The following is a 23,610-nucleotide window of genomic DNA, read 5'->3' as shown; positions in this document are numbered from 1 at the left end:
GGCGAGGCTGCCAGCATGCCACCGACAGAGTACGGCGATCCGGCTCATCACCTCCAAACCCGCGCCCGACCCGAGCAGGATCCGCAGCTTCCCTTGCTTTCCTGTCGGACCACTCAGTAGTAATCGGCAAGCTTTAGAATCCGCGTCGTTCCGTCCGCGAGCTTAAGCGTTACCCGGCTTCCTGCGGGGCCGTAGCGCCATTGCCAAAGCAATCCCCGCGTATAGGAGTCGTCGATAGGACGACCGTCCACGGCTACGACGTGCTCACCGACAGCCCACCCCGCCCGATCCGCAGGGCTGCCGGATGCCACATGCACCACAGTTAGGTCAGTAGTGGAGGCGGCGAGGCCGAGGCCGCTTCGATCCTTCAGCATCGGCAGGCGCGCCCGAGGAGGGGCGGAACGCAACCACAACTGCCCTTGAGACACGTCCAGGACGATATCGAATTGTCCGAGCAACGGCATCCCCACATTCCCTACCGTGCTCACCGAGGTCCACCGATCAAGGGCGAGCGCCGGAACTAAGGCGCTCGAGAGCGCGCCCAGGCTCACCGTGTCGGCAACGAAGGCCTTGACGATTTGCACTCCCTCGACCCCGCCAAGGGCGGCGGTGGAGACGGTCTTGCCGACGAGAACGGAGTGCGCCTCGATATAGGCGGAGGATAGCATCAACGCCGACGAACTGCCGAAATCGAGCATCAGCGGCACCGGGTCCAGTCCGGCGATGGACGCGAGCACAAACAATTCCTGTTTGGCACCGTGCCCGAGCGGGAGCGCAGTCCATTCCGGCCCCGGCACAAAGCTGGCCGGCCTTTCAAATGCGAACCGTCGCGTCGCAAAATCGAGCGCCACGCAGCCGCCAGCCAGCACGTCTGCCCCGAGCAGCATATCGATTGGCCGACCAAAGGCAGCCGAGATCGCCCCCAAGTCTGCGATCACCGCGAATGGGAGGACGGGAGCATAAGCGCCCAACATCACCGCGACATTGCGGACCAGACCGACCGGAGCCTTGCCGCTCAGGCCGTTGATCCGTCGCGGCTCCAGGTCCGTCATGCCGAGCTTTGCAGCGAGCGGCTTACTGATGATAGACGCGCCGCTTCCGCTGTCGAGCACCGCGTCGATCGCTAGGCCGGACACCTTGGCCGGCACGATCAGCGTGTCGCCGGTTCCGACTTCCAGGGAGCGCCAGATCGGAGGCGTGGCGAAGCCGCCCCACGACTGACCGCGATCGGTCCGCGCCGCCAATAGCGGAATCGGAACGCTCGTTACGATAAGCCCGGCGCCCAGACAGATGAGTGCCGTCCGCCGGTTAGTGTGCCGGGTAGTCTCCATTTCAGCCCCGGTTTCCACCAAATTTATCGAGAGGGACTCCTTCACGCCTCCACTACCTTGCTCGGCGGCTCCTTGATAGTCTTCCGTTTCGCTAATATTCGGAACATCAGCGCCGAGATTGCCGGAAGAACGAGCAGCGTCAGCGCCGTCGATGTGATGAGCCCCCCGATCACCACGGTCGCAAGCGGTCGTTGCACCTCCGCTCCGGTACCGGTGGCGAGCGCCATCGGGATGAAGCCGAGGCTCGCTACAAGGGCAGTCATCAGCACGGGCCGCACACGTTCCATCGCGCCACCAATGATCGCGCCGTCGATCCCTTCGCCGTCATCAAGCCGCTTGCGGATCGCGCTCATCATGACAAGGCCGTTGAGAACCGCCACGCCCGAAAGCGCGATGAACCCGACCGACGCCGTGATGGAGAAGGGTATCCCGCGCAGGGCCAGAGCAAACACACCTCCGGCCAGCGCCATGGGAACGGCCGTAAACACGACCAGCGCCGGCCAGGCACCGCCCAATGCCATGTAGAGCAGCGCGAAGATCAGGACGAAGCAAAGCGGCACGACGATCGCCAACCGCTCGGAAGCGGACTGAAGGCTCTCGAACTGGCCGCCCCATTCGGTGAAGGTGCCGGCTGGCAGCTTCACATCGGCGATCTTCGCCTGGGCTTCGGTGACGAATCCGCCGAGATCGCGGCCTCGCACATTGGCCTGGATGACGACCATCCGCTTACCGTTCTCCCGGCTGATCTGGTTGAGCCCCTCGGTGTAGGTGAAACGCGCGACTTCGCTGAGCGGGATGGAACGCGCGTTCCCGGCATCGTTGGATGGTAGCATGACCGGGATCGAGCCCAGGGTGTCGATATCGTCGCGCTGTGCGTCGGGCAGACGCACCACGACAGCGAAGCGCCGATCGCCTTCGAACAACAAGCCCGCTTCGCGTCCACCCAGGGCGGCCGCGACCGTACTGGCGACCTCCTCGACCGACAGGCCGTAACGGCCCGCCGCCCGGCGATCGACCTTGATGTCGAAGGTCGGCGCGCCAGATGTCTGTTCCGCCTGCACGTCCGCCGCGCCCGGGATTGTCCGAAGTGCGGTTGCAATCCGGCCCGCCGCTTCGCTCATGGCATCGAGATCGTCGCCATAGAGCTTGACCGCCACGTCGGAGCGAACGCCCGCGATCAGCTCGTTGAACCGCATCTGGATCGGTTGCTGGATCTCGGTGCGGTTGCCGATCAGCGGCTTCATCCGTTCCTCGATCCGCCGAAGGATATCCTCCTTGGATTTGACCTCGGCGGGCCACTCCTTTTCAGGCTTGGGGATGACATAGGTATCGGACGCATTAGGCGGCATCGGATCGGTGCCAAGATCGGCATTGCCGTTCTTGGAAAAGACCAATGCCACCTCGGGCAACGTCTTGAGTGCATTTTCGATCTGGAGCTGCATCGCGGTCGACTGGTCGATTGAGGCGGACGGAATACGGAAATTGGTGACCGTGATGTCCTTCTCGTCGAGCTGCGGCATGAACTCCTGTCCAAGCGTGCCGAACAGCAGCACCGCTGCCGCAAACACGCCTACGCCGCCGAGGATGAACGGCATTGGCCGCGCCACGGCGCGGGTGAGCGCCGGTTGATATTTCTCCTTGAACCAGCGGATCGATCTGACCTCGGTCTCGCTGACCTTGCCAGTCACCAGCAACGCGACCATCGCCGGCACGAACGTGATCGACAGGATGAACGCGCTGGCCAGCGCCAGCATCAGCGTGATCGCCATCGGTGCGAAAGTCTTGCCCTCCACGCCCTGGAAGGTGAGCAAAGGTATGAACACGAGGAAGATGATCGCCTGGCCATAGACGGTTGGCCGGACCATCTCCTGCGCGGCGTGAGTGGTTTCGGTGAGGCGTTCGAGTCGGGTTAGGAGTCTTCCTTCCTTGTGCTGCCGCTCGGCGAGGCGCCGGAGCGCGTTTTCGACGATGATGACCGCGCCATCGACGATCAGGCCGAAATCCAGCGCGCCGAGACTCATCAGATTGCCGGAGACACCCAGCTCATTCATGCCCGCCGCGGTCATCAACATGGTGATCGGAATCACCGCCGCCGTGATAAGCGCGGCGCGGATGTTGCCGAGCAGCAGGAACAGCACGACGATGACCAGCAGTGCGCCTTCGACCAGATTCTTCTCGACCGTGGCGATGGTCGCATTGACCAGCTTGGAGCGGTTATAGGCTTGGCTTGCAACAACGTCCGGCGGCAACGTCTTGTTGATTTCGACCAGCTTGTCGGCGACGCGATTGGCAACGATGCGGCTGTTCTCGCCAGTGAGCATCAGGATAGTCGAGATGACTGCTTCTGACCCGCCGACGCTGCCAGATCCGGTCCGCACCGCGCCCCCGATGACGACCTGGCCGACGTCCTTCACGCGCACCGGGACGCCGGCACGCGTGGCGATCACCGCCTCTTCTATGTCGGCGACCGAGCGCAGCCGCGCGTCGGCGCGAACGAGAAAGGATTCGCCGGCACGGCGGACATAGTTGGAGCCCGCCGACAGGTTCGATCGTTCGAGCGCGTCGGCGAGGTCAGTGACCGAGACGCCATAGGATGCAAGCGCGGTCAGATTGGGCTCGACGACATATTGCTTCACATAGCCGCCGTTGGAATCGACACCGGCAACACCCTGCACGGTGCGCATCTGCGGCCTGATGATCCAATCCTGGACCGTTCGCAGATAAGCGGCCTTGGCAACCACCGTGGTCAGTTTCTCGCCTTCGGGCGTCAGATAGGAACCATCGGACTGCCAGCCGGGCTGACCGTCGACCACCTTAACGCCCTTGCCGTCGGGATGGTCGAACGCGACGCTGAACATGAAAATCTCGCCCAGACCCGTCGTGAGCGGCGCGAGTTGGGGTTGAACGCCGGCAGGCAGACTGTCCTTGGCCTGAGCGACCCGTTCGGTAACCTGCTGCCGAGCAAAATAGATGTCGGTGCTGTCCCTGAAGACCGCGGTGACCTGGCTGAACCCGTTACGCGTGAGTGAGCGGGTCGTCTGCAGACCGGGAATACCGGCAAGCGCTGTCTCGACGGGAAAGGTGACCTGCTTCTCCATGTCGACCGGTCCGAGGGTCGGCACGAAGCTGTTGATCTGGACCTGGCGGTTGGTGACGTCCGGGACCGCGTCGATCGGCAGCAGGGTGATCTGCCAGGCACCGAACATGACGACGAGGAAGGTGATGAACACAACGGCCCATCGCGCTCTGACCGAGAGCCCTAAAATCCGCGCGATCATTCCGCCGACTCCTTGCCAAGCTCGGCCTTGAGCAGGAAGGCATTGGTGGTGGCGATCACCGTGTTTGCAGGGAGGCCCGAGGCAATCTCGACCATGCCGCCGCTGCGCGTTCCAACCCGCACGGTCTGCGCCTTAAACCCCTGGCGGGTTCGCACGAACACCACCGAGCGATCCCCTAGCGTCTGGACCGCATCCTGCGGCACATTCACGCCGGAGGCCGCATCGCCGCCGCTGGCGAAGATACGCGCCTGGACGAGTTGGCCGGGCGCGATCAGGCCGCCGCCTCCGCTTGGCGTCACGACCACCGTCGCTTGCCGCGTCTGCGGATCGACCACGCCGGTCGCCGAGCGGACCTGGCCTTCCACTTTCTGGCCGTTGTTGGTCGTCAGCTCGACCCTGTCACCCGCCTTCACACGCAATGCGTCCGCTGCCGGCATGCTCGCCTCGATCTGAAGGCGGCGCGGATCGGCGACACGGAACAGCTCGGTCTCGGCCTGCACGAAAGCGCCGAGATTGACGGGTGCGGATGTTATACGGCCGGAGATCGAACTGACCACCGCAACCGACCTGCCGTCGCGCGAGACCATTGCCGCGCTGGCGGCAGCGCTGGCTTGCCGGGCTTCGGCCTGAGCGACCGCCAGATTGGCTTCGGCGGTCTCATAGTCTGCCCGGGGCGACACCCCTTGATTGAGCAGTATTCGCTCGCGCGCCAGTTGTCGGCTTGCAAGCGTAACCCTTGCGGCAGCCGTACTGCGATCGGCGGCGATCGCCGACGCATCGCGGCTCTCGACAAGGGCAATCGTTTCGCCGGCGCTGACCGGATCACCGATCCGCTTGAAGATCCGGGTAACGGTGCCCGCTGCCCGGGCAGTGAGCACCGCTTCGGCATCTGGCGTTGCCTCAACGGTGGCACTGGCGAGGATGATGCCGGCGACGCCACCGGCTGCTGCGGGTGCGACTCCGATCCTCGAGGTCTTGATACCGTCCTGGGTGATCACGACGGTGTCGGTTTGAGCAGCATCGGCCGCCGCCTCCGTCTCGGCTGTCGGTGCGGATGGGCCAGTCATTCTGGCGACACCGAAACCGGCAAGGGCGGCGAGGAGGAGACCCATCGCGGCCCCGGCATAAAGCTTATTGCGTTCGGGGTTCATTGGATCTCACCTCCGGAAAGGGTGCGGCCCTGGAGGCGGGCGAGCTGCGCGCGCGCCTCGAAACTGGCCACTTTGGCGTCGAGGACGATCCCGCGTGCCGCGCCAAGGCCTTGGCGGGCGTTCAACAATTCGACGAGCGGGGATTTGCCAGCCTCATAGGCGATGCGAGCGAGACGATAGGTTTCTTCCGCGGTGCGTTGCGATGCCTCCGCTGCGGCAACCCGCGACTGTGCGGCCGCAATCTGTGCCCCGGCCGCGCGGGCTTCGGCAATCGCATCGTTACGCGCCATGGCCAATCTTGCAGCGGCGGCCTGTGCCTCTGCTTCCGAGGCGGCGATATTGCCGCGGTTGCGATCGAAGATGTTCAGCGGGATCGAGACGCCCGCCGTGAGAGCGGTCGCATTCTCATAATCGAGACGCCGCACGCCGACGATTGCCGTCACATCGGGGATTGCCCGCTTCTGTTCGGCGGTCAGGCGGCGCTCGGCAGCCTCCCGCTCTGCCTGCGCGGCAAGAAAGGACGAACTCGTCATCGGATCGACGGGGCCATAAGCCGGTGCCGCGACCGGCACGGTCAGGAGCGATTCCGACAAGCCGGTGAAGGTCTCGTCGACGCCGGCGAGTGCGGAGAGACGGGCATAGGCCGCAATGCGATCCGCTTTCGTCCCCTCAAGATCGGCGGTCACGGCGTTCAGCGCGGCCTCTGCTTGCAGGGCGCGCAGCCGCGCTTCCTTGCCGGCATCGACCAGCACGCGAGCGGCGCGCAGGATATTCTGCGCTTGCTCGACCTCGCCTTCGACGAGCATTATCCGCTGGTCTGCGACGTCCGCCGCTGCATAAGCGCGTGCAAGATCATAAGCGTAGCGGATCTTCGCATCATGATCGCGGGCGCGGGACGCAGCGACGCCGGCCTCTCCGGCTGCGATCCTCGCCGAACGCTTGCCGCCGATTTCGAGCGGCTGGCTATATTGCAGCGTCGTCTCGGCGCGATCGACCCCGCGATAGGGAGACGATCCCGCAACATTCTCGGTGAGCACGCCAATCGTCGGATTGGGTCGGGCGCGCGCCTGGCGTGCTAGACCCTCGTACCGGCGAACCTCGGCTTCGCTTTCGATGCGCCGGGGCGCATCGGCGGTCTGGCGTAGCAGTGTAGCAAACGGCGGCGCCACTTGCGCCTGTGCGGGTGCGCACAGCGCCGCGACGCAGGTCGCGCCCATCATGCCGGACACCACGCGACGCGGCAGCCGGCTTATAAAGGCTCTCATATTCTTATCCCCAAAAAAGGCTGCAATGACGGCACGCGCTACGCGCGTGAATTCAGCCTCGCGGGGGACGCAGAATTGACGAAGGTGCGATAGACCGCGCCGCTTCGGCAGGTTCGCGCGCCCAGATCGCCGCGACAGGTTTCAACAGCGCAACAACAACAGTCTGTGCAGGCATGTCGATTGTCTGGAGCACCGCATGAGCCGCCAGATGCATCAGGTCGGGTGTGTCCGGCTGCTCGGCCGGGGCGTGATCATGATGATCCCGATCGACGCTGATGCCATGCGCGGCATCATGGACGTGCGGCATAGCGTCATGCCAGGTGGCAAGCGCCAGCATCCCGAACAGCGCCAGAATCGCCGAGAGCGCAAAAAGGCGCAAGCGGGCACAGGCCCGCACCGAAGAGCGCAATCTGACCGACGATGCCGTCATGTCGATACGGGTATCGCGAACACGGCCGGTCCACAAGCGCGCCGCAAGACAGGGATCATGACAGTCGAGATGAAAGTCATCGGCGTGGCCAGCGCTGATGGAGATCGTCGATAACGAACGCATGCTCCCGCGCCTTGCCGTGATCACCGCGCAGATGGGGATGATCGGGCGCGAGATCCGCATGGTCATGGTTCACCGTATCGGGATCTGCGCTGGGCCAGAGCCACAAGGCGGCCAGGGTTCCGGCGGCCGCAATCGCCGCCATTGCCGCAAACGCCGCCGTCTGCCCGATACTGGCGCCCAACAGCCCCACCAGGGGATAGCAGATCAGCCAGGCGCAGTGGCTGAGCGCGAATTGCGCGGCGAACAAGGCCGGGCGGTCGTCGGCATTGGCCGACCGTCGAAGCAATCGGCCCGATGGCGTCACGCTCATCGAATAGGCGATACCGAGTATGAACCAGCCGATCAGGACCATGCGCCAATAACCGGGCGCTGCCCCAAAGCTTGCCGTGAGCATCGCCAGAAGGGCGAGACCGATCGTCATTGCTGCCGCAGCCCCAATCATGATCGTACGATCGGCGACCCGATCGAGGATACGTGGCAGGGTCAGCGCGGCAAGGATCGAGCCTGCGCCAAAAGCCGCAAGGGTGAAGGCAACATCGCGCTGCGTGAGGCCGAGATTACCACGCACGATTACCACCGTGTTGACGATGACCATCGAACTGGCCGCAGCTGAAGCGAGGGTCAGCGCCAGCAGCCCCCGCAGGCGCGGCGTCTTCAGATAGATGCGCGTACCCCGCGTGGTCTTGGCGTAAATCCCGCCACTTCTCGGTTCTGATTTCGCGGCACGTGGCAGGACCGTCGTCACGACGAGCAGCGCCGAGCACAGAAACCCGATCGCCGTTCCCGAAAATAGCCAGTGGAAGTTGATGACGGTCAGCAGCCCGGCAGCCAGGATCGGGCTGGTCAGGCTTTCCATGTCATAGGCGAGCCGCGACAGCGACAGCGCGCGGGTATAGTCGCGCTCCTCTGGCAGGATATCGGGGATGGTTGCCTGGAAGGTCGGCGTGAACGCCGCAGAAGCCGATTGCAGCACGAAGATCAGGACATAGACCTGCCAGACCTGGCTCACGAACGGCAGGCAAATCGCCACGGCCATCCGCACGAGATCCATACTTACGAGAAATGCGCGACGCGGCAGCCGGTCGGCGAAGGCGCCCACCACTGGCGCGACGCCGATATAGGCTACCATCTTGATCGCGAGCGCCGTCCCGAGCACCGCGCCGGCGCTGCCGCCGGCGATGTCATAGGCAAGCAGGCCGAGCGCAACCGTCGCGAGCCCCGTGCCGATGAGCGCGATGACCTGAGCCATGAACAGATGGCGATAGATGCGGTTTGCCAGGACGGAGAGCACGTTGCGTTGATCCAGTTCGAGTCGGATATATCCCCCATGGGGGATATCAGCAACGCTTGAACTATCCCCCTAGGGAGGATATGTAAAGCCATGCAGCGCGTTGCATGGAGTTTGCGGATGACGGAACACAGGCACGAAAGTCACCCCGCGATCGTTAAGCGGCTCAACCGAGCGGGCGGTCATCTGCGGAGCATCGTCGAAATGATCGAAGCCGGGCGGTCGTGTGTCGATGTTGCCCAGCAGCTCCATGCCGTCGAAAAGGCGGTCGCCAGCGCGAAGAGAGCGCTGATCAACGACCATATCGATCACTGCCTCGCCCATGCCGAAGTAAGCGATGGTGTCGGATCGGCGGTCGAGGAGTTCCGGACGATTTCGAAATATCTTTAGCTTTGTCGCGCGATCGTCAGAATCTGACGAACGTCAATATTTTGTCCGGGCGGGTTGGGTAGAGGCAGATTTCGACAGGGTTATCGGCCAAAAACTCCTGTCCTCAACCGCGCTGCGCCGTCGCCCGGCCATGAATTTCAGCAAGTTTGCCATGTTCGAGGTCAGCGATACCAGATCCGTGCCCAATGCGAACAAGGCTCCGACCATCAAATTATGGGCGAGCCAAAACGGTGCACCGATGAGGAAGAGGCCTTTCATCCGCGTGGTTGAGGTCTGCAGTCGTGCGAGACTGCCCAATGAACTGCCGGCAAATGCCAAGGCCGACGCTATGCCGTGCCACGTCACGACCGAGAGGCAGGCCAACAGAATAAGAGACGCTCCATAAAGTCTCGTAACCACATAGCGATCGCGCACTGACGCGGAAATGACGAGCTGTGAGCATGAAATGAGGCAGGCTATCGCAGCGGTGGGCGAGCCCAGCATCAGGAAATAGAGCGCGAATGCGGCAGCACCCGCGCTCTGGATCTTGACCACCGTTCGATAGTCACTGAAAAATGGCCAACTCACGACGCACAACAACGCCACGCAGCCGAGGGTTGTGGCAATCACAACCGCCACCGCGCAGTTTTCGTGAACTTGATCCGCTTTTCGCGCTCAGCTTTCTTTTTTCTCATAGCTGAAGCGTAAAGGAACGAGGTTAATTACGCTTAAAGGTGGCCCTCATAAAATCGGCCATTCAAGGCTTCTTTTGGATTGCCGTCACCTCACCGGCACTGCCAACAAGCGTAAGGTCGAAATCGACCTTATCGCCGACCCTCACGGCATCCGTGATCGTCGGCGCAGCTTTGAATGCCATCGTCATCGCTGGCCATTTGGCTTCCGGGATCGCGCCATGATTGAGTGTAATCATGCCTGCGGTTTCGTCGATGGCGATGACGGTGCCATGGCCCTTGGCCTTGATTGCCGTGCTGGCAGCAGGCGCCATCGCCATATTGCCCATTTCGCCGCTCATGGCTGCGGTGGCAGGCACTGCCTGGTTGGTCTCGGCCGCAACCGGCGTTTCCGCTTTCTTCCCGCACGCGGCGGTCAGCGCGGCGAGGCTGAGGGCGATGGTCAGTCGGGCATAGTGCATAGTCTTCTCCTTGCAGGTTAAACAGGTTGGTGGAGGGGTTCTGCCTATCGCCGCCGGAGCAGCAGATAGGCGGCGGGCAGGACGAACATCGAGAGGAGCGGCGCGGTCAGCATGCCGCCGATCATCGACGCGGCGATCCGGCTCATTACCTCGGAGCTGGCGCCCGATCCCAGCAAGATCGGCAGCAGGCCGGCGAGGATGACCGCGACCGTCATTGCCTTGGGGCGGACGCGCAACAGTGCACCTTCGCGCACCGCCGCTTCGACCTGATCGGCATCAGGATCGTCACCGCGCTCCTCAAGCGCATTTTTCAAGTAGATCAGCATCACCACGCCGAACTCGGCGGAGACACCGGCCAGCGCGATGAACCCGACACCCGTCGCGACCGACTGGTTGAAGCCGAGCAGATAGAGGATCCAGATTCCGCCGGTGAGCGCAAACGGCAACGTAGGCCCAGTCGGCCCCAAGCTGCGATTTTGGCCAAGTCGGAGAACGTTTTGGGAACGTGGCATTCGGTATTGACGATGGAAATCATAGAAGAGGACAGTTCGCTCCATCATAGGGAGTGGGTTGATGGATCGGAGTATTCCGGGCGGGGATTTGATCGGACGATGGAGCCTGAGCTTTGCCGATATTGATTTTGTAAATTCGAAGCCGGCCCTGACGCGCCTTGGCCTCGCCGCGCAGCTGAAATTCTTCGCTTCCCTGGGGTTTTTCGCGATCGATCCCGGCTCAATCCCTACCGATGGCCTCTCGTATCTGGCCGAGCAACTCGGTGTCGAGGCTGGCGAGATAGCCGGTTATGACTTTTCCAGTCGGACAGCACGACGGCATTGTGCGGAGATCCTGATCCATCTTGGATATCACCGCATGAAGCGGGTGGATCGCGCGCAATTGACGGAATGGATTGCTGGCGAGCTGTGCCCGGGCGGCCAGTCGATCAATGCCATGCTTGAGCATGTTTTCCTGTGGTGCCGGGACCGGCGTATTTATGGGCCGTCGCGCAAGGAGCTTGAACGTGTCGTTCGCTCACAACGGCAAGATTATCTGGACACCTGGCTGATCGGAGCCAGTGATCGGCTTTCGTCAGATGCGGTGGCGTTATTGGAAGCCTCGCTTGCCGATCCGGACAGCTCGACCGGATTCAACAGGATGAAGGGTGACGCCGGACAGGCAACGCTCGACAACATTCTCGACGTGACCGAGAAACTCGCCTTTATCCAGAGACTTGATCTTCCCCATGATCTCCTGACGGCTACGGGCAAGCCATGGGTCGATCAGATTGTTCGCCGCGTTGCCGGTGAAAAGGCCTCGGAGATGCGCCGGCATGCGCCGGCGCGACAGCTCGGCCTTTATGCGATTTATCTAATGTCGCGGGAGGCGCAACTCACTGACGCGATGATCGACCTGCTGATCGAAACCGTTCACAAGATCGGAACGCGCTCGAAACGCAAGGTGGTGGGCGATATCGCGAAAGACATCGAGCGGGTCTATGGAAAGGAGCGCCTGCTGGTCGAGATCGCCAGCGCCTCGATCAATGAACCATCGGGGCGCATCTGCGATGTCATTTTCCCGATCGCCGGTAAGGCCAAGCTGGCGGCGATCGTCAAGGAGAGCCATGCGAAGGGCGCTCTGGACCGGCGCATCTACAAGGTGATGCGTGGTTCCTGGGCCAATCATTACCGGCGCATGCTGCCAAGCCTGCTTTCCGTACTTGAGTTCCGGTCGAACAACGCGGTGTGGCGGCCGGTCCTGGCGGCCCTCGACTGGATCAGGAGCAAGGTGGATGGCGGATGCCGCTTCGTGCCATTGCAGGATGTTCCGATCGATGAGGTGATTCCAGCGCGATGGCGCAGTTCCGTCATTGATGACGATGGGCGGGTAAACCGGATCAGCTATGAGCTTTGCGTCCTGACGCAACTGCGCGACCGCATCCGCTCCAAAGAAATCTGGGTGGTCGGGGCGGATCGCTATCGCAATCCCGATGACGATCTTCCCAAGGACTTCGAGATCAGGCGAGATGCGTACTATTCCGGCCTCAGCCTGACGCCAGATGCGCAGGCGTTTTGCGCCTCGATCCGGGAGGAGCTTGAACGGGAACTGTTGCTCCTCAATGCCAATATTCCACAAAACGACAAGGTCCGGCTCCTGTGGCGCGGCGACAACCGGATATCGATTACACCGTTCAAGCCCTTGCCCGAACCGAAGGGTCTCGCTTCGATCAAAAGCGAGATCGGTCAGCGCTGGCCGATGACCGGACTGCTGGACGTGTTGAAAGAGGCTGCTCTGGACACGGGATTGATGGATGCTTTCGAAACGTCGGCCTCGCGGGTTACCCTGTCGAAAGCAGCCTTGGCTCAGCGTCTTTTGCTGTGTCTCTATGGCTTGGGCACGAACGCCGGGCTCAAGCGGGTCGCTGGCGCAACACCCGATGTCAGTTACGAGGAATTGCTGCATGTCCATCGCCGTTTCATCCACGCGCCAGCGCTGAGGGAGGCGTGCGCGCGGGTAGCAAACGCGACACTGGCAATCCGCAATGCCGCAGTATGGGGAGATGCGGGCACGGCATGCGCGTCCGATTCAACGAAGTTCGGCGCGTGGGACCGCAACCTGATGACGGAATGGCACGCCCGCTATGGCGGCCGTGGCGTCATGATCTACTGGCATGTGGAGAAGCGCGCGACCTGCGTTTATTCCCAGCTCAAGCGGTGCTCTTCCTCGGAGGTCGCCTCCATGATCGAAGGCGTGCTACGCCATTGCACCGACATGGAAATCCAGCGCCAGTACGTCGATAGCCACGGCCAGAGCGCAGTCGGCTTTGCGTTCTGCCGACTCCTTGGATTTGAGCTTGCCCCGCGGCTGAAAGCAGTGGCACGCCAGAAACTGGCCCTTCCCCAAGCCGGCATGCGCACGCGGCTTTCCAATTTACTGCCGATCCTCTCCAGCCCGATCGACTGGGACGAGATCGAGCAACAATATGACGAAATGGTCAAATATGCCGCTGCCATGCAATCGCGCACCGCCGATCCGGAAGCGATCCTGCTCCGGTTTGCCAGAGCCGAAGTGATGCACCCGACCTACAAGGCGCTGAGTGAACTCGGCCGCGCGGTCAAAACAATCTTCCTATGCCGGTATTTGCGTCAGGAGGCATTCCGCCGCGAGATCCACGAAGGGCTGAATGTGGTTGAGAACTGGAACGGCGCTAATGGTTTCGTGTTCTTCGGCAAGGGCGGCGAGATCGCCACCAACCGCATCCATGAGCAGGAAATCTCCGTTCTGGCGCTACACCTCCTGCAAGCGTCGCTGGTGTATGTGAACACCCGCATGCTTCAGACCGTACTGGTTGAGCCGAAGTGGGCGGGGCGGATGACGCCGGAAGATTATCGTGGTCTCACGCCGTTGATCTACAGTCATGTGAACCCTTATGGCCGCTTCGACCTCGACCTGAACGACCGGATTGATTTTGGACGGCTTGCAGCGTGAGGCGGCTGATCGGCCTATAACATTTGGGTACACCCCAGAGTGATAGGGCCGAGTGACACCATTCGTCTGTCACAAAAGGGTGGGTTTGCGCTCAATGTGACGATACACTGCAAGAGCCACCCTAATGTGACGGATTTTGCACTTGGCTCGTATCGGATATGCCCGCGTCAGCACCACGGACCAGGATCTGGATATCCAGATTGGCCGCCTCAAGAATGCAGGTTGCGAAATTATCCGTTCCGAGACCGGATCGGGGGCCTCGCGGAGCGGGCGCACGGAACTGGAAACGATCATGCAGTTTATGCACACCGGCGACGAGCTGGTCGTGCTGCGGCTCGACCGGCTCGGCCGCTCCACGCGCGATGTCCTGAACCTGGTGCATGAGCTTGATGAAAAGGGAGCTTCGCTGCGCATCCTTGAGCCAGAGGTGACGACGGCGGGCGACATGGGGCGAATGGTCATCACCATACTCGGCATGGTCGCCGATATGGAGCTGAAGTTCATCAAGGATCGTCAGCGCGCCGGGATCGAAGCGGCGCGCGCCGAAGGCGTTTACAAAGGCCGGAAGAAGAACGTCGATGACGATGAAATCCGCCGTCGCCTTGCCGCCGGCGCCAGCAAGGCCCGCGTTGCCCGCGACCTGAAGGTCTCACGAATGACCGTCTATCGGGCGCTCGACATTATTCCGTCACAGACCAAACTGCCGGAAAAGCCGCCCACTGCCAGCATCGCCCTGCATCTGATTATCGAGAACTTCAACAAGCGTGGAAGAGGTAGAAAACCCGCTCGGGAGCGGATTGAGGCGATGCTGGAACGCGACTACGCCATGGTAAAAAACGGCAATTGTGATTACAAACTGACCGTCGCCTATGACCCCGATCCGGATGGCATTTCCCTTGATGAGGAAATCCAAAGCCTCCTCTCCGAGATGTTCAACATCGCAGAGAGCTACAATTGCTCCATGGAAGCCGATATCTACGAGGTCGGTGGTCAGCAACGGTCCTGGTAGAATCAATCAAGCGTTCAGTGTTCGTTCTTCAACCTGGCCAAAATCGCAGCTTCGGGCCGACTGGGCCTATCCGGCGGCGATCCGCGCCTCACAGCTCGGTATGAGTGTCGCCTGTATCGAACGGCGGCCGACACTCGGCGGCACCTGCCTCAACGTCGGCTGCATCCCGTCGAAAGCGCTCCTTCACTCGACCGAACTCTTCGCGGAGGTCAGCGAGGGGCTGGAGGAGCACGGCATCGGCATTGGCGGCGTCGCTCTCAATCTATGCCAGCTCATCAGGCGCAAGGACGAAGTCGTGTCCGGTCTGACCAAGGGGGTTGAGCATCTGCTCAAGAAAAACAAAGTCGAATGGGTTAAAGGTAGCGCCAGCTTCGAAGCGCCTGACAGGCTGGCTATCGAACTTGGGGAAGGGGGAACCCGAAGTCTAACGGCTAACAAGGCCATCCTCGTTGCGACTGGCTCGGACGTCGCGCGCTTGCCGGGTATTGAAATCGACGAGTGCCGTGTCATCTCGAACACGGGCGCGCTTTCGCTGGCGAAAGTGCCGGAGCATCTTGTCGTCATCGGCGGCGGCTATATCGGCCTTGAGCTTGGATGCGTGTGGCAGCGGCTCGGTGCCAAGGTAACCGTGGTCGAGTTCCTGGACGGCATCGTTCCCAGCATGGATCGCGAGATCGCACGTCAACTGCTCAAGTTGTTAAAACAGCAGGGGCTCGAGTTTCGCTTTCAGACCAAAGTGACGGGCGTGGAGAAGCGCGAGGAGGACCTGCTGATCTCCCTGGAGCCGGCCCAAGGCGGGCCGGCCGAGACGCTGATGGCCGACGTGGTGCTCGTCGCGGTGGGCCGAAGGCCGTACACGGAAGGGCTCGGGCTTGAGCGGGTAGGGATCGCGCCTGATGAAAAGGGCCGCATTCCGGTCAGCTTAGGGTTCAAAACCGTGGTCCCGGGCATCTTCGCGATCGGCGACGTCATCGCCGGTCCCATGCTCGCTCATAAGACGACTTTGGACGGCGTACGCTGCGTCGAAGGGATCGCTGGGCGCTATGCCGGCGTCGACTACAATACCGTGCCGGCGGTCATCTACACCTCACCGGAGGTGGCGAGCGTGGGTAAGACCGAGGAGGAGCTCAATGCCGCCAGCGTCGAGTACAAGGTTGGCAAGTTTCCCTTTTCCGCCAATAGCCGGGCGCGCTGCAACGGAGACACGAGGGGACTCACCAAGCTCCTGGCGGACGCCAAGACCGATCGGCTTCTCGGCGCTCACATCATCGGCCCGGACGCCGGTACGATGATCCATGAGGCTGTGCTGGCGATGGAGTTTGGCGGCACCACCGAGGATCTGACGCTCACCACGCACGCCCATCCCACCCTTCCCGAATCGCTAAAAGAAGCGGCGCTAGCGCTCCTGGGTCAGGGTCTGCACATATGAGTTCGACGCTTCTCTACACGGTGCGCGACCGGAGCAGAGGAGTTCACGACAAATGAACGGGCACAGCGTCGGAGAACCCGTTGGAATGGGTCGCGAGGCGTTTGGCCTAGTGATGCTCAAGCCTCGTGCTGCTTTAGTCGCTAGAGCATGTATCGGAACTCCATTCTTCCCAAGGCTGGGGTTCGGAGACGGCTTTTGATAAGGGTGTTGATTTCCACTGAGATGTGACCCGGGAGGGGCATAAATTTCCACTGAGAAGTGACCCATGTTCTGACCTTCCCCTGGCTGATTGCAGCGGGGGATCAAGGAGTGATCTACATGGCGCTATTGAGTGTAATCCGGCGTTGGCACTTTCGGGAGAAGATGCCGATCCGTGAGATTGAGCGGCGCACAGGATTGTCGCGCAACACGATCCGCAAGTATCTGCGCGCGGGCACGGTAGAACCGCAGTTCAAGATTCCCGACCGACCGAGCAAGCTGGACCCCTATGCTGAGAAGCTGTCGGGGTGGCTGCGGATCGAGGCCGGCAAGTCGCGCAAACAGAAGCGCACAGCCAAGCAGATGCACGCCGATCTGGTGTCTTTGGGCTATGATGGGTCCTATGGCCGTGTCGCGGCGTTTGTGCGGGCCTGGAAGGCTGGCCGGCAGATTGAGCAGCAGACCAGCGGGCGCGGAACATTCGTGCCGTTGGTCTTCCAGTCCGGTGAGGCATTTCAGTTCGACTGGAGTGAAGACTGGGCCATTCTTGGTGGCGAGCGCGTCAAGTTACAGGCGGCGCATACCAAGCTGTCGCACAGCAAGGCCTTCATCGTGCGGGCCTATCCGCTCCAGACCCACGAGATGCTGTTCGACGCGCTGACCCAGGCGTTCCGCGTTCTTGGCGGGGTTCCGCAACGCGGGATCTTCGATAATATGAAGACCGCGGTTGACCGGATCGGTAGCGGCAAGGCGCGACAGGTCAACGCCCGGTTTGCAGCGATGGCCAGCCATTATCTGTTTGAGCCTGAGTTTTGTAACCCAGCATCAGGGTGGGAGAAGGGACAGGTCGAGAAGAACGTTCAGGATGCGCGGCGCAGACTGTGGCAGCGTTTGCCGAGCTTCCCGGATATCCATGCGCTCAACGCTTGGCTCGAGGAACAGTGTATCGCGCAATGGGGTGATATCCAGCATGGCAGCTTGCCCGGCACAGTTGCCGATGTTCATGCTGGGGAGGTCGGCAACCTGATGCAGTTGGGGCGGCCATTTGATGGCTTTGTCGAGCACACCAAGCGGGTGTCGCCGATCTGCCTCATCCACTTCGAGCGCAACCGCTACAGCGTGCCCGCCTCGTTCGCCAACCGCCCGGTCAGTGTCAGGATCTATCCTGAGCGGATCGTGGTCGCCGCCGAGGGGCAGATCCTGTGTGAGCATAACCGGATCATTGAGCGATCTCACCACAGTGGCGGGCGGACGATCTATGACTGGCGGCATTATCTGGCGGTGATCCAGCGCAAGCCGGGCGCGCTGCGCAATGGTGCGCCGTTCACGCAGTTGCCAGAGGCCTTTAAACAGCTACAAAGCCAGCTTCTGCGGCGCCCCGGCGGTGATCGGGAGATGGCCGAGATCCTGGCGCTCGTGCTGCAGCATGACGAGCAGGCGGTGCTGTGCGCGGTCGAACTGGCGCTTGAGGCAGGCGTCGCTACCAAGACTCATGTTCTCAACCTTCTGCACCGTCTGACTGACGGTAAGGCGCCTCCCGCGCCCCCGATCGATGCGCCCCAGGCACTGCGTCTTGCCCAGGAGCCACTCGCCGATGTCGGGCGTTATGACGCCCTCCGTAATGGAGGGCTGCGCCATGCGTCATGACCCTGCCAGCGCCGCTGTTGTCGTCATGCTCAAGGCGCTCAAGATGTATGGCATGGCCCAGGCAGTCGGAGACCTCATCGAGCAAGGTGCCCCAGCCTTCGACGCTGCCGTGCCGATCATCTCCCAACTGCTGAAGGCCGAAATGGCTGAGCGGGAGGTCCGCTCGATCGCTTACCAGATCAAGGCAGCCCGGTTCCCGGCCTACAAGGATCTGGCCGGGTTCGACTTCGCCTCAAGCGAGGTCAATGAAGCTATGGTCCGGCAACTGCATGGCGGCGAATTTATCGATGGCGGTGATAACGTCGTGCTGATCGGCGGTCCTGGCACGGGGAAATCCCATATCGCCACTGCGCTGGGCGTCCAGGCCGTCGAGCATCACCGCAAGAAGGTCCGGTTCTTCGCCACGGTCGACCTGGTCAACGCCCTCGAACAGGAAAAGGTCATGAACAAGGCCGGCCAGCTCGCTGAGCGCTTGCTGCGCCTCGATCTCATCATCCTCGACGAGCTCGGATATCTACCGTTCAGCCCATCAGGTGGCGCGCTGCTGTTCCATCTGCTCAGCAAACTCTATGAGCGCACCAGCGTGATCATCACCACAAATCTCAGCTTCAGCGAATGGGCTGGCGTGTTTGGCGATGCAAAAATGACCACTGCGCTGCTGGATCGGCTCACCCACCACTGCCACATCATCGAGACCGGCAATGACAGCTTCCGGTTCAAAGCCAGCTCCGCAGTCTCCAAAACACGAAAGGAAAAATCACCAGCTTGACCCTCGTCCCGCAACGCGGGACACACCTTCCACCCGGGTCACTTCTCGATGAAAATCCCGGGTCATATCTCAGTGGAAATCAACAGGGGGACCGGGCATAGCCCGCAACAACCACATTACGCATCGATGATAGCCTCTCCAGGGAATCGGACATCTGATTACCTAATGGTGCGTGAAATGACGTTTACGTCAACTAAAATCTTGGCACTCTTCTCACGCCGTCGAGGGAATCGTCATGCACCGGTTCCCGGGAGGCTTGATATCGGAGGTCTTGGCCGAGGAACGTACGGATGCTCGCCAGTGAAAAACCGCGCACTCTCATCCCGGCGATGATGCTCGCGCCCGTCTTATCGACGGCTGCGCCTCTCCCCAAGCGCCACTGCACCTGTTTTCGAAGGCGCACACATGCGATTTTCTGAGCATCCCCTCCGGCGTCAGATCGTCGGCGAAATGCATCTGCGCCGTTTTCCTGCACTCGAATTGCCCGCCATGGCATTTCAGACGGTTCGCCTGGTCGATGAGAATGACCGGGAGAAGGAATGGCTGATCCTGCAGCAGCGATGTGCCTCTGGACTCGATCGCAACCTGCGCCACCTGGAAACGGAGTGGTCCGCCAACGGGCGGCTGGCCTGGGAAAGGCACAGTGAAGCGGTCACCACGACGCTAACGTCAACCTCGGTCAGCGCGGACGCGCAGTTCTGGTCTGCTCCCGACGTCGGCCCCTTCAGTGATACCTTGCAGTGGATGGAAACGCTGCCGGGCCTGGTCATCCGCGCAACCCACATCGTCGTTGTGGCGAACGATAGCTACGCCGAGCCGGTTGTCGATCGGGCCGACTTCCATCCGGGCCATCTCGTCTCCTGCATCATCGGGGATAGCGTCCGGATCTGGAGCGACTTTCGCATTCACGCCGGCGGCTACGGGCGCCTGGTCGTTGCCGCGAACGGGGCGGCTGACGGCGAAGTGTCGCGTTCCATCCAGCGCATTCAGGAACTGGGCAATTATCGCAATCTTTCCTTGCTTGAAGGCACGCACAGATCAATAGCTTGACGGCGTCACACACGAACACGCCCGAACCCTGACGACGGGGCCAGCAGCGCCTGACCCCTCCAATTCGCACACAACCTAATAGGCATTTTGATGACGCATTGAGCTATTGACTTACCTATACGTCATTGAGATGGTTATGGGACGCTGATTTGCCGCATATTGGCTCCAGACGTGAAACAGACGGTCGCCTGAAGGCGCGCGGAGAGGAACAATGTCGATCATTCTGACACTACTGGCTTCGAGCACTGCATTGCCCGCCGACACCGTTGTCGGTCGCTGGCAAACCGAGAGCCGTCATGGCGTCGTGGAAATCACCCGCTGCGGGCAATCGATCTGCGGTGCCTTGATCAGTTCCGACGGGATCAAAGCCAACCCCGAACTACGTGACGAAAAGAACAAGACCGCTGCGTTGCGCGGTCGTCCGCTTCGTGGATTGCAGATTCTGCAGGGTTTTACGTGGAAGTCGGGCAGTTGGTCGGGTGGTTCCATCTACAACGCTGAGGATGGCGGTACATACAGCGCGACGGTCACGTTAGCCGATCGGGATCATTTGCGCCTCAAGGGCTGCATCGTCTGGCCCCTGTGCAAGACGCAGACATGGACGCGCCTCCGATAAGCACGAGGAATTTGACAATCACGAAAGGGGAGATGGGCGTGGCAGGCAAAAATTGGAAAGTTGGGATCGCAACATCGGCCGTGGCGGCTGGATTGCTCGCGCCGCAAGCCGCGAGCGCGCAGGCCTTTTACCTTCAGGAACAATCGTCCAGAGGTGCCGGACGAGCCTTTTCGGGCGAGGTCGCCGACCAGGGCGTACAGTCCCTCTGGTGGAATCCGGCTGCGATCGCAGGCATGGAAGGAGTCGATGCCCACCAGGCCGTAAGCGTAATCCTTCCCAAAGGGTCGGTTGACAATGTCAACACGCTCATTGTCCGTCCCGGGCAGTCGGCTGCGGCTGTAGGCGGGAGCCAACGCTCTCGTGATCCGATCAATAATGGCGTACTACCCTCCGGCGCGATAGCCGTCGGCCTGACATCACGGCTCGCTTTGGGGCTGACCGTCGCCTCCCCTTATAGCTTCACAACCAATTATGATGCCGACAGCTGGGCACGGTATAGCGCCGACAAGACCAAGCTGCGAACATACGACATCCAGCCATCGATCGCCTACCTCGTTACGCCAAATCTCAGCATCGGCGCCGCGCTTAATATCGAATATGCCGACGCATCATTGTCCAACTATCTGCCGAACCTATCGCCTCTTCTCGCCGACGGCCACCAGGAGCTGAAAGGCAATGGTTGGGATCTTGGCTGGTCGGCCGGGCTGCAATATCGCGCCGGCCCCATGCAACTGGGCGCCAGCTACAAGTCGAGCGTGAAGCATAATCTCGACGGTTCGGTGACGACGACCGGTCTTCTTGGTCCGCTCGCCGGGCAAAACAGCGTAGTGAATGCAAACGCCACGTTCGAGACCCCCTGGCAGGCGATCTTCGGAGCGCGCGTGGCGGTGTCGCCCAAGGTCACCCTCAACGGTCAGGTGACCCGCATGGGTTGGTCGAAATTCGACGCTATCCGGCTCGGCGCGCCGCTCAACGTTTCAATCCCGGAAAATTACCGGGACACTTGGAGCTTCGCAGGCGGCATCGATTACGCGGTCACACCAGCCTGGACCGTTCGTGCCGGCGTTCAACACGCCCAGACCCCGACGCGCAACGGCAATCGGGACGCTCGAGTGCCTGACAGCAACCGTTGGAATTTCGCTGCCGGCACAAGCTATGCCGTGTCTTCCCGGTTCACGCTCGATGCGGGCGCAGCGTATATTACGTTCAAGGATACGACTATTGATCGCACGACAGCGGCCTATGCCGGCACGGCCGTGCAGACGCCGATCCTGATGGACGGCAAGCTCGAGGACGCGCACGCCGTCGTGCTGTCACTCGGCGGACGTTTCCACTTCTGATGCTGGAGATCGCCATGCCCCAGCCCGCCATCAGCGCCTTCCCGTCGATACCGGAACCGGCAATTCCGCCACGGCTCCTGACCGACCTCCTCGACAATGCGTTGAACCTTTATCCCGAACGCGTCGCCATCGACTTTCTCGGGCGAACCTGGACTTATGCGCAGGTGGGGCAACTCGTTCGCCGTGCAGCACGTGGATTGCAGGATCAGGGGCTGCGCAAGGGCGATCGGTTCGGCCTGTGCCTGCCGAACTGCCCCTATTTCGCGATATTGTACTTCGCGGCGCTGCGCGTGGGTGCGATCGTGGTCAACTTCAACCCGCTCTACACGGAGCGCGAACTGGAGCATCAGATCCGGGACTCGGGAACGCGCATGATGGCGGTACCGGACGTCCGGATAATCCACGAGAAAGTGCAAGCCGTCGCGCCACGTGCCGGGCTGGACAAGATCGTGTTGTGCGGCATGAGGGATATGCTGCCCTGGCTGCAAGGCCTGGGCTTTGCGCTATTCAAGCGAAAAGACCACGCGCGGATACTCGACGAAGGCCTTCATGTCCGGCTCAAGGCGCTTCTCGCCCATGATGCCGAACCTGACGCGGTAGAACGTCACCCTGATGATGTCGCGGTCCTTCAATATACCGGAGGCACAACCGGCGTGCCCAAGGGCGCAATGCTGACCCACGCCAACCTCACGGCGAACAGCGCCCAGATGGTGGTGCATGTGGGAGGACTTCGCCCGCAGCAGGAGAGAACTCTCGGCGTCCTGCCCATGTTTCACGTCTTCGCACTCACGACGGTGCTCAACTTCTCAGTCGAAATCGGCGCCGAAATCGTCCTGCTGCCACGGTTTGAGATGAAGCAGGTTCTCAACACGATGAAGCGCAAGCCGCCGACACAGTTCTTCGGCGTGCCTACGATCTATGTTGCCCTGAACGCGCTTCCGGACGACGAGATACCCGATCTCTCGGCCGTGCGCGCCTGTATATCCGGCGGCGCACCGCTCCCGCTCGAGGTACGCGAGGAGTTCGAGGCACGCACGCGTGCCAGGGTCGTGGAAGGATATGGGCTCTCCGAAACCGCCCCGATCATCGCCTGCAACCCGTTGTTTGGGACGGTGAAGGACAATAGCTGCGGCCCAAGTTTCCCCGGCACCATCATCGAGATCCGAGATCCGGAGAATCCCTCGCGGGTTCTTCCCCAGGGAGAACGCGGAGAAGTGTGCGCCCGCGGCCCTCAGGTGATGAAGGGCTATTGGCAGCGCCCTGCAGAAACCAGTGCTGTCTTCGTCGATGGCGCGCTACGAACCGGCGATATCGGCTATTTTGATGAGGATGGCTATCTCTTCCTCGTCGACCGCATCAAGGACATCATCTTCTGTGGCGGATATAATGTATATCCCCGGATCATCGAGGATGCGGCCTACCAGCACCCGGCGGTAAAGGAGGCGATCGCAATCGCGATTCCTGACGCCTACAGAGGTCAATCTCCCAAGTTGTTCATCGCGCTGCACGAGGGATCGAACCTGACCGTCGATGAACTCAAGGTCTTTTTGCAGGATCGCCTCAGCAAGATCGAGATGCCCAAGGCCTTCGCATTCCGGGACAGCCTGCCCAAGACGTTGATCGGCAAACTTTCGAAGAAGGATTTGATCGAGGAGGAGAACAAAAAGCTCGCCTGAGCCTC

The 23,610-nt window shown here is 61.4% G+C and carries 18 protein-coding genes and 1 pseudogene; 11 read left to right on the top strand and 8 right to left on the bottom strand.

All coding sequences use genetic code 11. The annotated features are described in order from the left end of the window. Positions 1 to 113: 113 nt before the first annotated feature. Genes CEQ44_RS07190 through CEQ44_RS07175 form a run of 4 tightly spaced genes read right to left on the bottom strand, consistent with a single transcriptional unit; the run spans position 114 to position 7,025 of the window. Positions 114 to 1,376, bottom strand: coding sequence for an aspartyl protease family protein (locus CEQ44_RS07190; protein ID WP_254913771.1), 1,263 nt, complete (start codon positions 1,374 to 1,376; stop codon positions 114 to 116). After that, positions 1,373 to 4,609, bottom strand: a complete 3,237-nt coding sequence (locus CEQ44_RS07185; RefSeq protein WP_088185135.1) for an efflux RND transporter permease subunit — start codon at positions 4,607 to 4,609, stop codon at positions 1,373 to 1,375. The genes CEQ44_RS07190 and CEQ44_RS07185 overlap by 4 nt, the downstream gene beginning before the upstream one ends. Further along, positions 4,606 to 5,760, bottom strand: coding sequence for an efflux RND transporter periplasmic adaptor subunit (locus tag CEQ44_RS07180; RefSeq protein WP_088185136.1), 1,155 nt, complete (start codon positions 5,758 to 5,760; stop codon positions 4,606 to 4,608). The genes CEQ44_RS07185 and CEQ44_RS07180 overlap by 4 nt, the downstream gene beginning before the upstream one ends. Beyond that, complete coding sequence (locus CEQ44_RS07175) at positions 5,757 to 7,025, bottom strand: TolC family protein (protein WP_066608858.1); 1,269 nt, start codon at positions 7,023 to 7,025, stop codon at positions 5,757 to 5,759. Before CEQ44_RS07175 ends, CEQ44_RS07180 begins: the two co-directional genes overlap by 4 nt. Positions 7,026 to 7,221: 196 nt before the next feature. Between CEQ44_RS07175 and CEQ44_RS24705 the strand changes: the two genes are divergently transcribed. After that, positions 7,222 to 7,569: a hypothetical protein gene (locus tag CEQ44_RS24705; RefSeq protein WP_140419430.1), complete on the top strand. Its 348-nt coding sequence runs from the start codon at positions 7,222 to 7,224 to the stop codon at positions 7,567 to 7,569. Here CEQ44_RS24705 and CEQ44_RS07165 read toward each other — a convergent pair. Next, the gene (locus CEQ44_RS07165; RefSeq protein WP_088185137.1) at positions 7,532 to 8,869 is read right to left on the bottom strand and encodes an MFS transporter; all 1,338 of its coding nucleotides are present in this window, start codon (positions 8,867 to 8,869) and stop codon (positions 7,532 to 7,534) included. The two genes, CEQ44_RS24705 and CEQ44_RS07165, sit on opposite strands and share 38 nt — an antisense overlap. A 117-nt stretch (positions 8,870 to 8,986) precedes the next feature. Between CEQ44_RS07165 and CEQ44_RS07160 the strand changes: the two genes are divergently transcribed. Next, positions 8,987 to 9,256, top strand: a complete 270-nt coding sequence (locus CEQ44_RS07160) for a metal-sensing transcriptional repressor (protein ID WP_088185138.1) — start codon at positions 8,987 to 8,989, stop codon at positions 9,254 to 9,256. Between the two features lie 33 nt (positions 9,257 to 9,289). Here CEQ44_RS07160 and CEQ44_RS07155 read toward each other — a convergent pair whose 3' ends face one another. From CEQ44_RS07155 to CEQ44_RS07145, 3 genes and pseudogenes are all read right to left on the bottom strand, one after another. After that, the gene (locus CEQ44_RS07155) at positions 9,290 to 9,865 is read right to left on the bottom strand and encodes a YgjV family protein (protein WP_230189189.1); all 576 of its coding nucleotides are present in this window, start codon (positions 9,863 to 9,865) and stop codon (positions 9,290 to 9,292) included. A 127-nt stretch (positions 9,866 to 9,992) separates the two neighbouring features. Beyond that, the gene (locus CEQ44_RS07150) at positions 9,993 to 10,388 is read right to left on the bottom strand and encodes a copper-binding protein (RefSeq protein WP_088185139.1); all 396 of its coding nucleotides are present in this window, start codon (positions 10,386 to 10,388) and stop codon (positions 9,993 to 9,995) included. Positions 10,389 to 10,432: 44 nt separating this feature from the next. After that, positions 10,433 to 10,837 (bottom strand): annotated as a pseudogene (locus CEQ44_RS07145) (efflux RND transporter permease subunit); the annotation flags it as partial. Positions 10,838 to 10,961: 124 nt separating this feature from the next. Here CEQ44_RS07145 and CEQ44_RS07140 point away from each other — a divergent pair. From CEQ44_RS07140 to CEQ44_RS07100, 9 genes are all read left to right on the top strand, one after another. After that, positions 10,962 to 13,871 (top strand): Tn3 family transposase, encoded by a 2,910-nt coding sequence (locus tag CEQ44_RS07140; RefSeq protein ID WP_021224283.1) that lies wholly within the window; start codon positions 10,962 to 10,964, stop codon positions 13,869 to 13,871. 142 nt (positions 13,872 to 14,013) lie between these two features. After that, positions 14,014 to 14,880, top strand: a complete 867-nt coding sequence (locus CEQ44_RS07135; protein ID WP_006953933.1) for a recombinase family protein — start codon at positions 14,014 to 14,016, stop codon at positions 14,878 to 14,880. A gap of 79 nt (positions 14,881 to 14,959) precedes the next feature. Continuing rightward, positions 14,960 to 16,309 carry a dihydrolipoyl dehydrogenase gene (gene lpdA, locus CEQ44_RS07130; protein ID WP_254913999.1) on the top strand — a complete coding sequence of 450 codons (1,350 nt, stop codon included), beginning with the start codon at positions 14,960 to 14,962 and terminating at the stop codon, positions 16,307 to 16,309. A gap of 318 nt (positions 16,310 to 16,627) precedes the next feature. Further along, positions 16,628 to 18,154 (top strand): IS21 family transposase, encoded by a 1,527-nt coding sequence (gene istA, locus CEQ44_RS07125; protein ID WP_088185354.1) that lies wholly within the window; start codon positions 16,628 to 16,630, stop codon positions 18,152 to 18,154. After that, on the top strand, positions 18,144 to 18,923 hold the full coding sequence (istB, locus tag CEQ44_RS07120) for an IS21-like element helper ATPase IstB (protein WP_088185355.1): 780 nt from the start codon (positions 18,144 to 18,146) through the stop codon (positions 18,921 to 18,923). Before istA ends, istB begins: the two co-directional genes overlap by 11 nt. 405 nt (positions 18,924 to 19,328) lie before the next feature. Then, the gene (locus CEQ44_RS07115; RefSeq protein ID WP_026109760.1) at positions 19,329 to 19,973 is read left to right on the top strand and encodes a DUF3422 family protein; all 645 of its coding nucleotides are present in this window, start codon (positions 19,329 to 19,331) and stop codon (positions 19,971 to 19,973) included. 211 nt (positions 19,974 to 20,184) lie between these two features. Continuing rightward, on the top strand, positions 20,185 to 20,589 hold the full coding sequence (locus tag CEQ44_RS07110; RefSeq protein ID WP_026109759.1) for a DUF2147 domain-containing protein: 405 nt from the start codon (positions 20,185 to 20,187) through the stop codon (positions 20,587 to 20,589). Positions 20,590 to 20,621: 32 nt separating this feature from the next. Then, on the top strand, positions 20,622 to 21,929 hold the full coding sequence (locus tag CEQ44_RS07105) for an OmpP1/FadL family transporter (protein ID WP_036526777.1): 1,308 nt from the start codon (positions 20,622 to 20,624) through the stop codon (positions 21,927 to 21,929). Next, positions 21,929 to 23,605: a long-chain fatty acid--CoA ligase gene (locus tag CEQ44_RS07100; RefSeq protein ID WP_017503286.1), complete on the top strand. Its 1,677-nt coding sequence runs from the start codon at positions 21,929 to 21,931 to the stop codon at positions 23,603 to 23,605. The genes CEQ44_RS07105 and CEQ44_RS07100 overlap by 1 nt, the downstream gene beginning before the upstream one ends. The last annotated feature ends 5 nt before the right edge of the window (positions 23,606 to 23,610 follow it).

Origin of the sequence: Sphingobium sp. Z007, assembly GCF_900013425.1 — a bacterium.
GTDB lineage: Bacteria > Pseudomonadota > Alphaproteobacteria > Sphingomonadales > Sphingomonadaceae > Sphingobium.
This window is presented reverse-complemented; position numbering and strand designations above follow the sequence as displayed.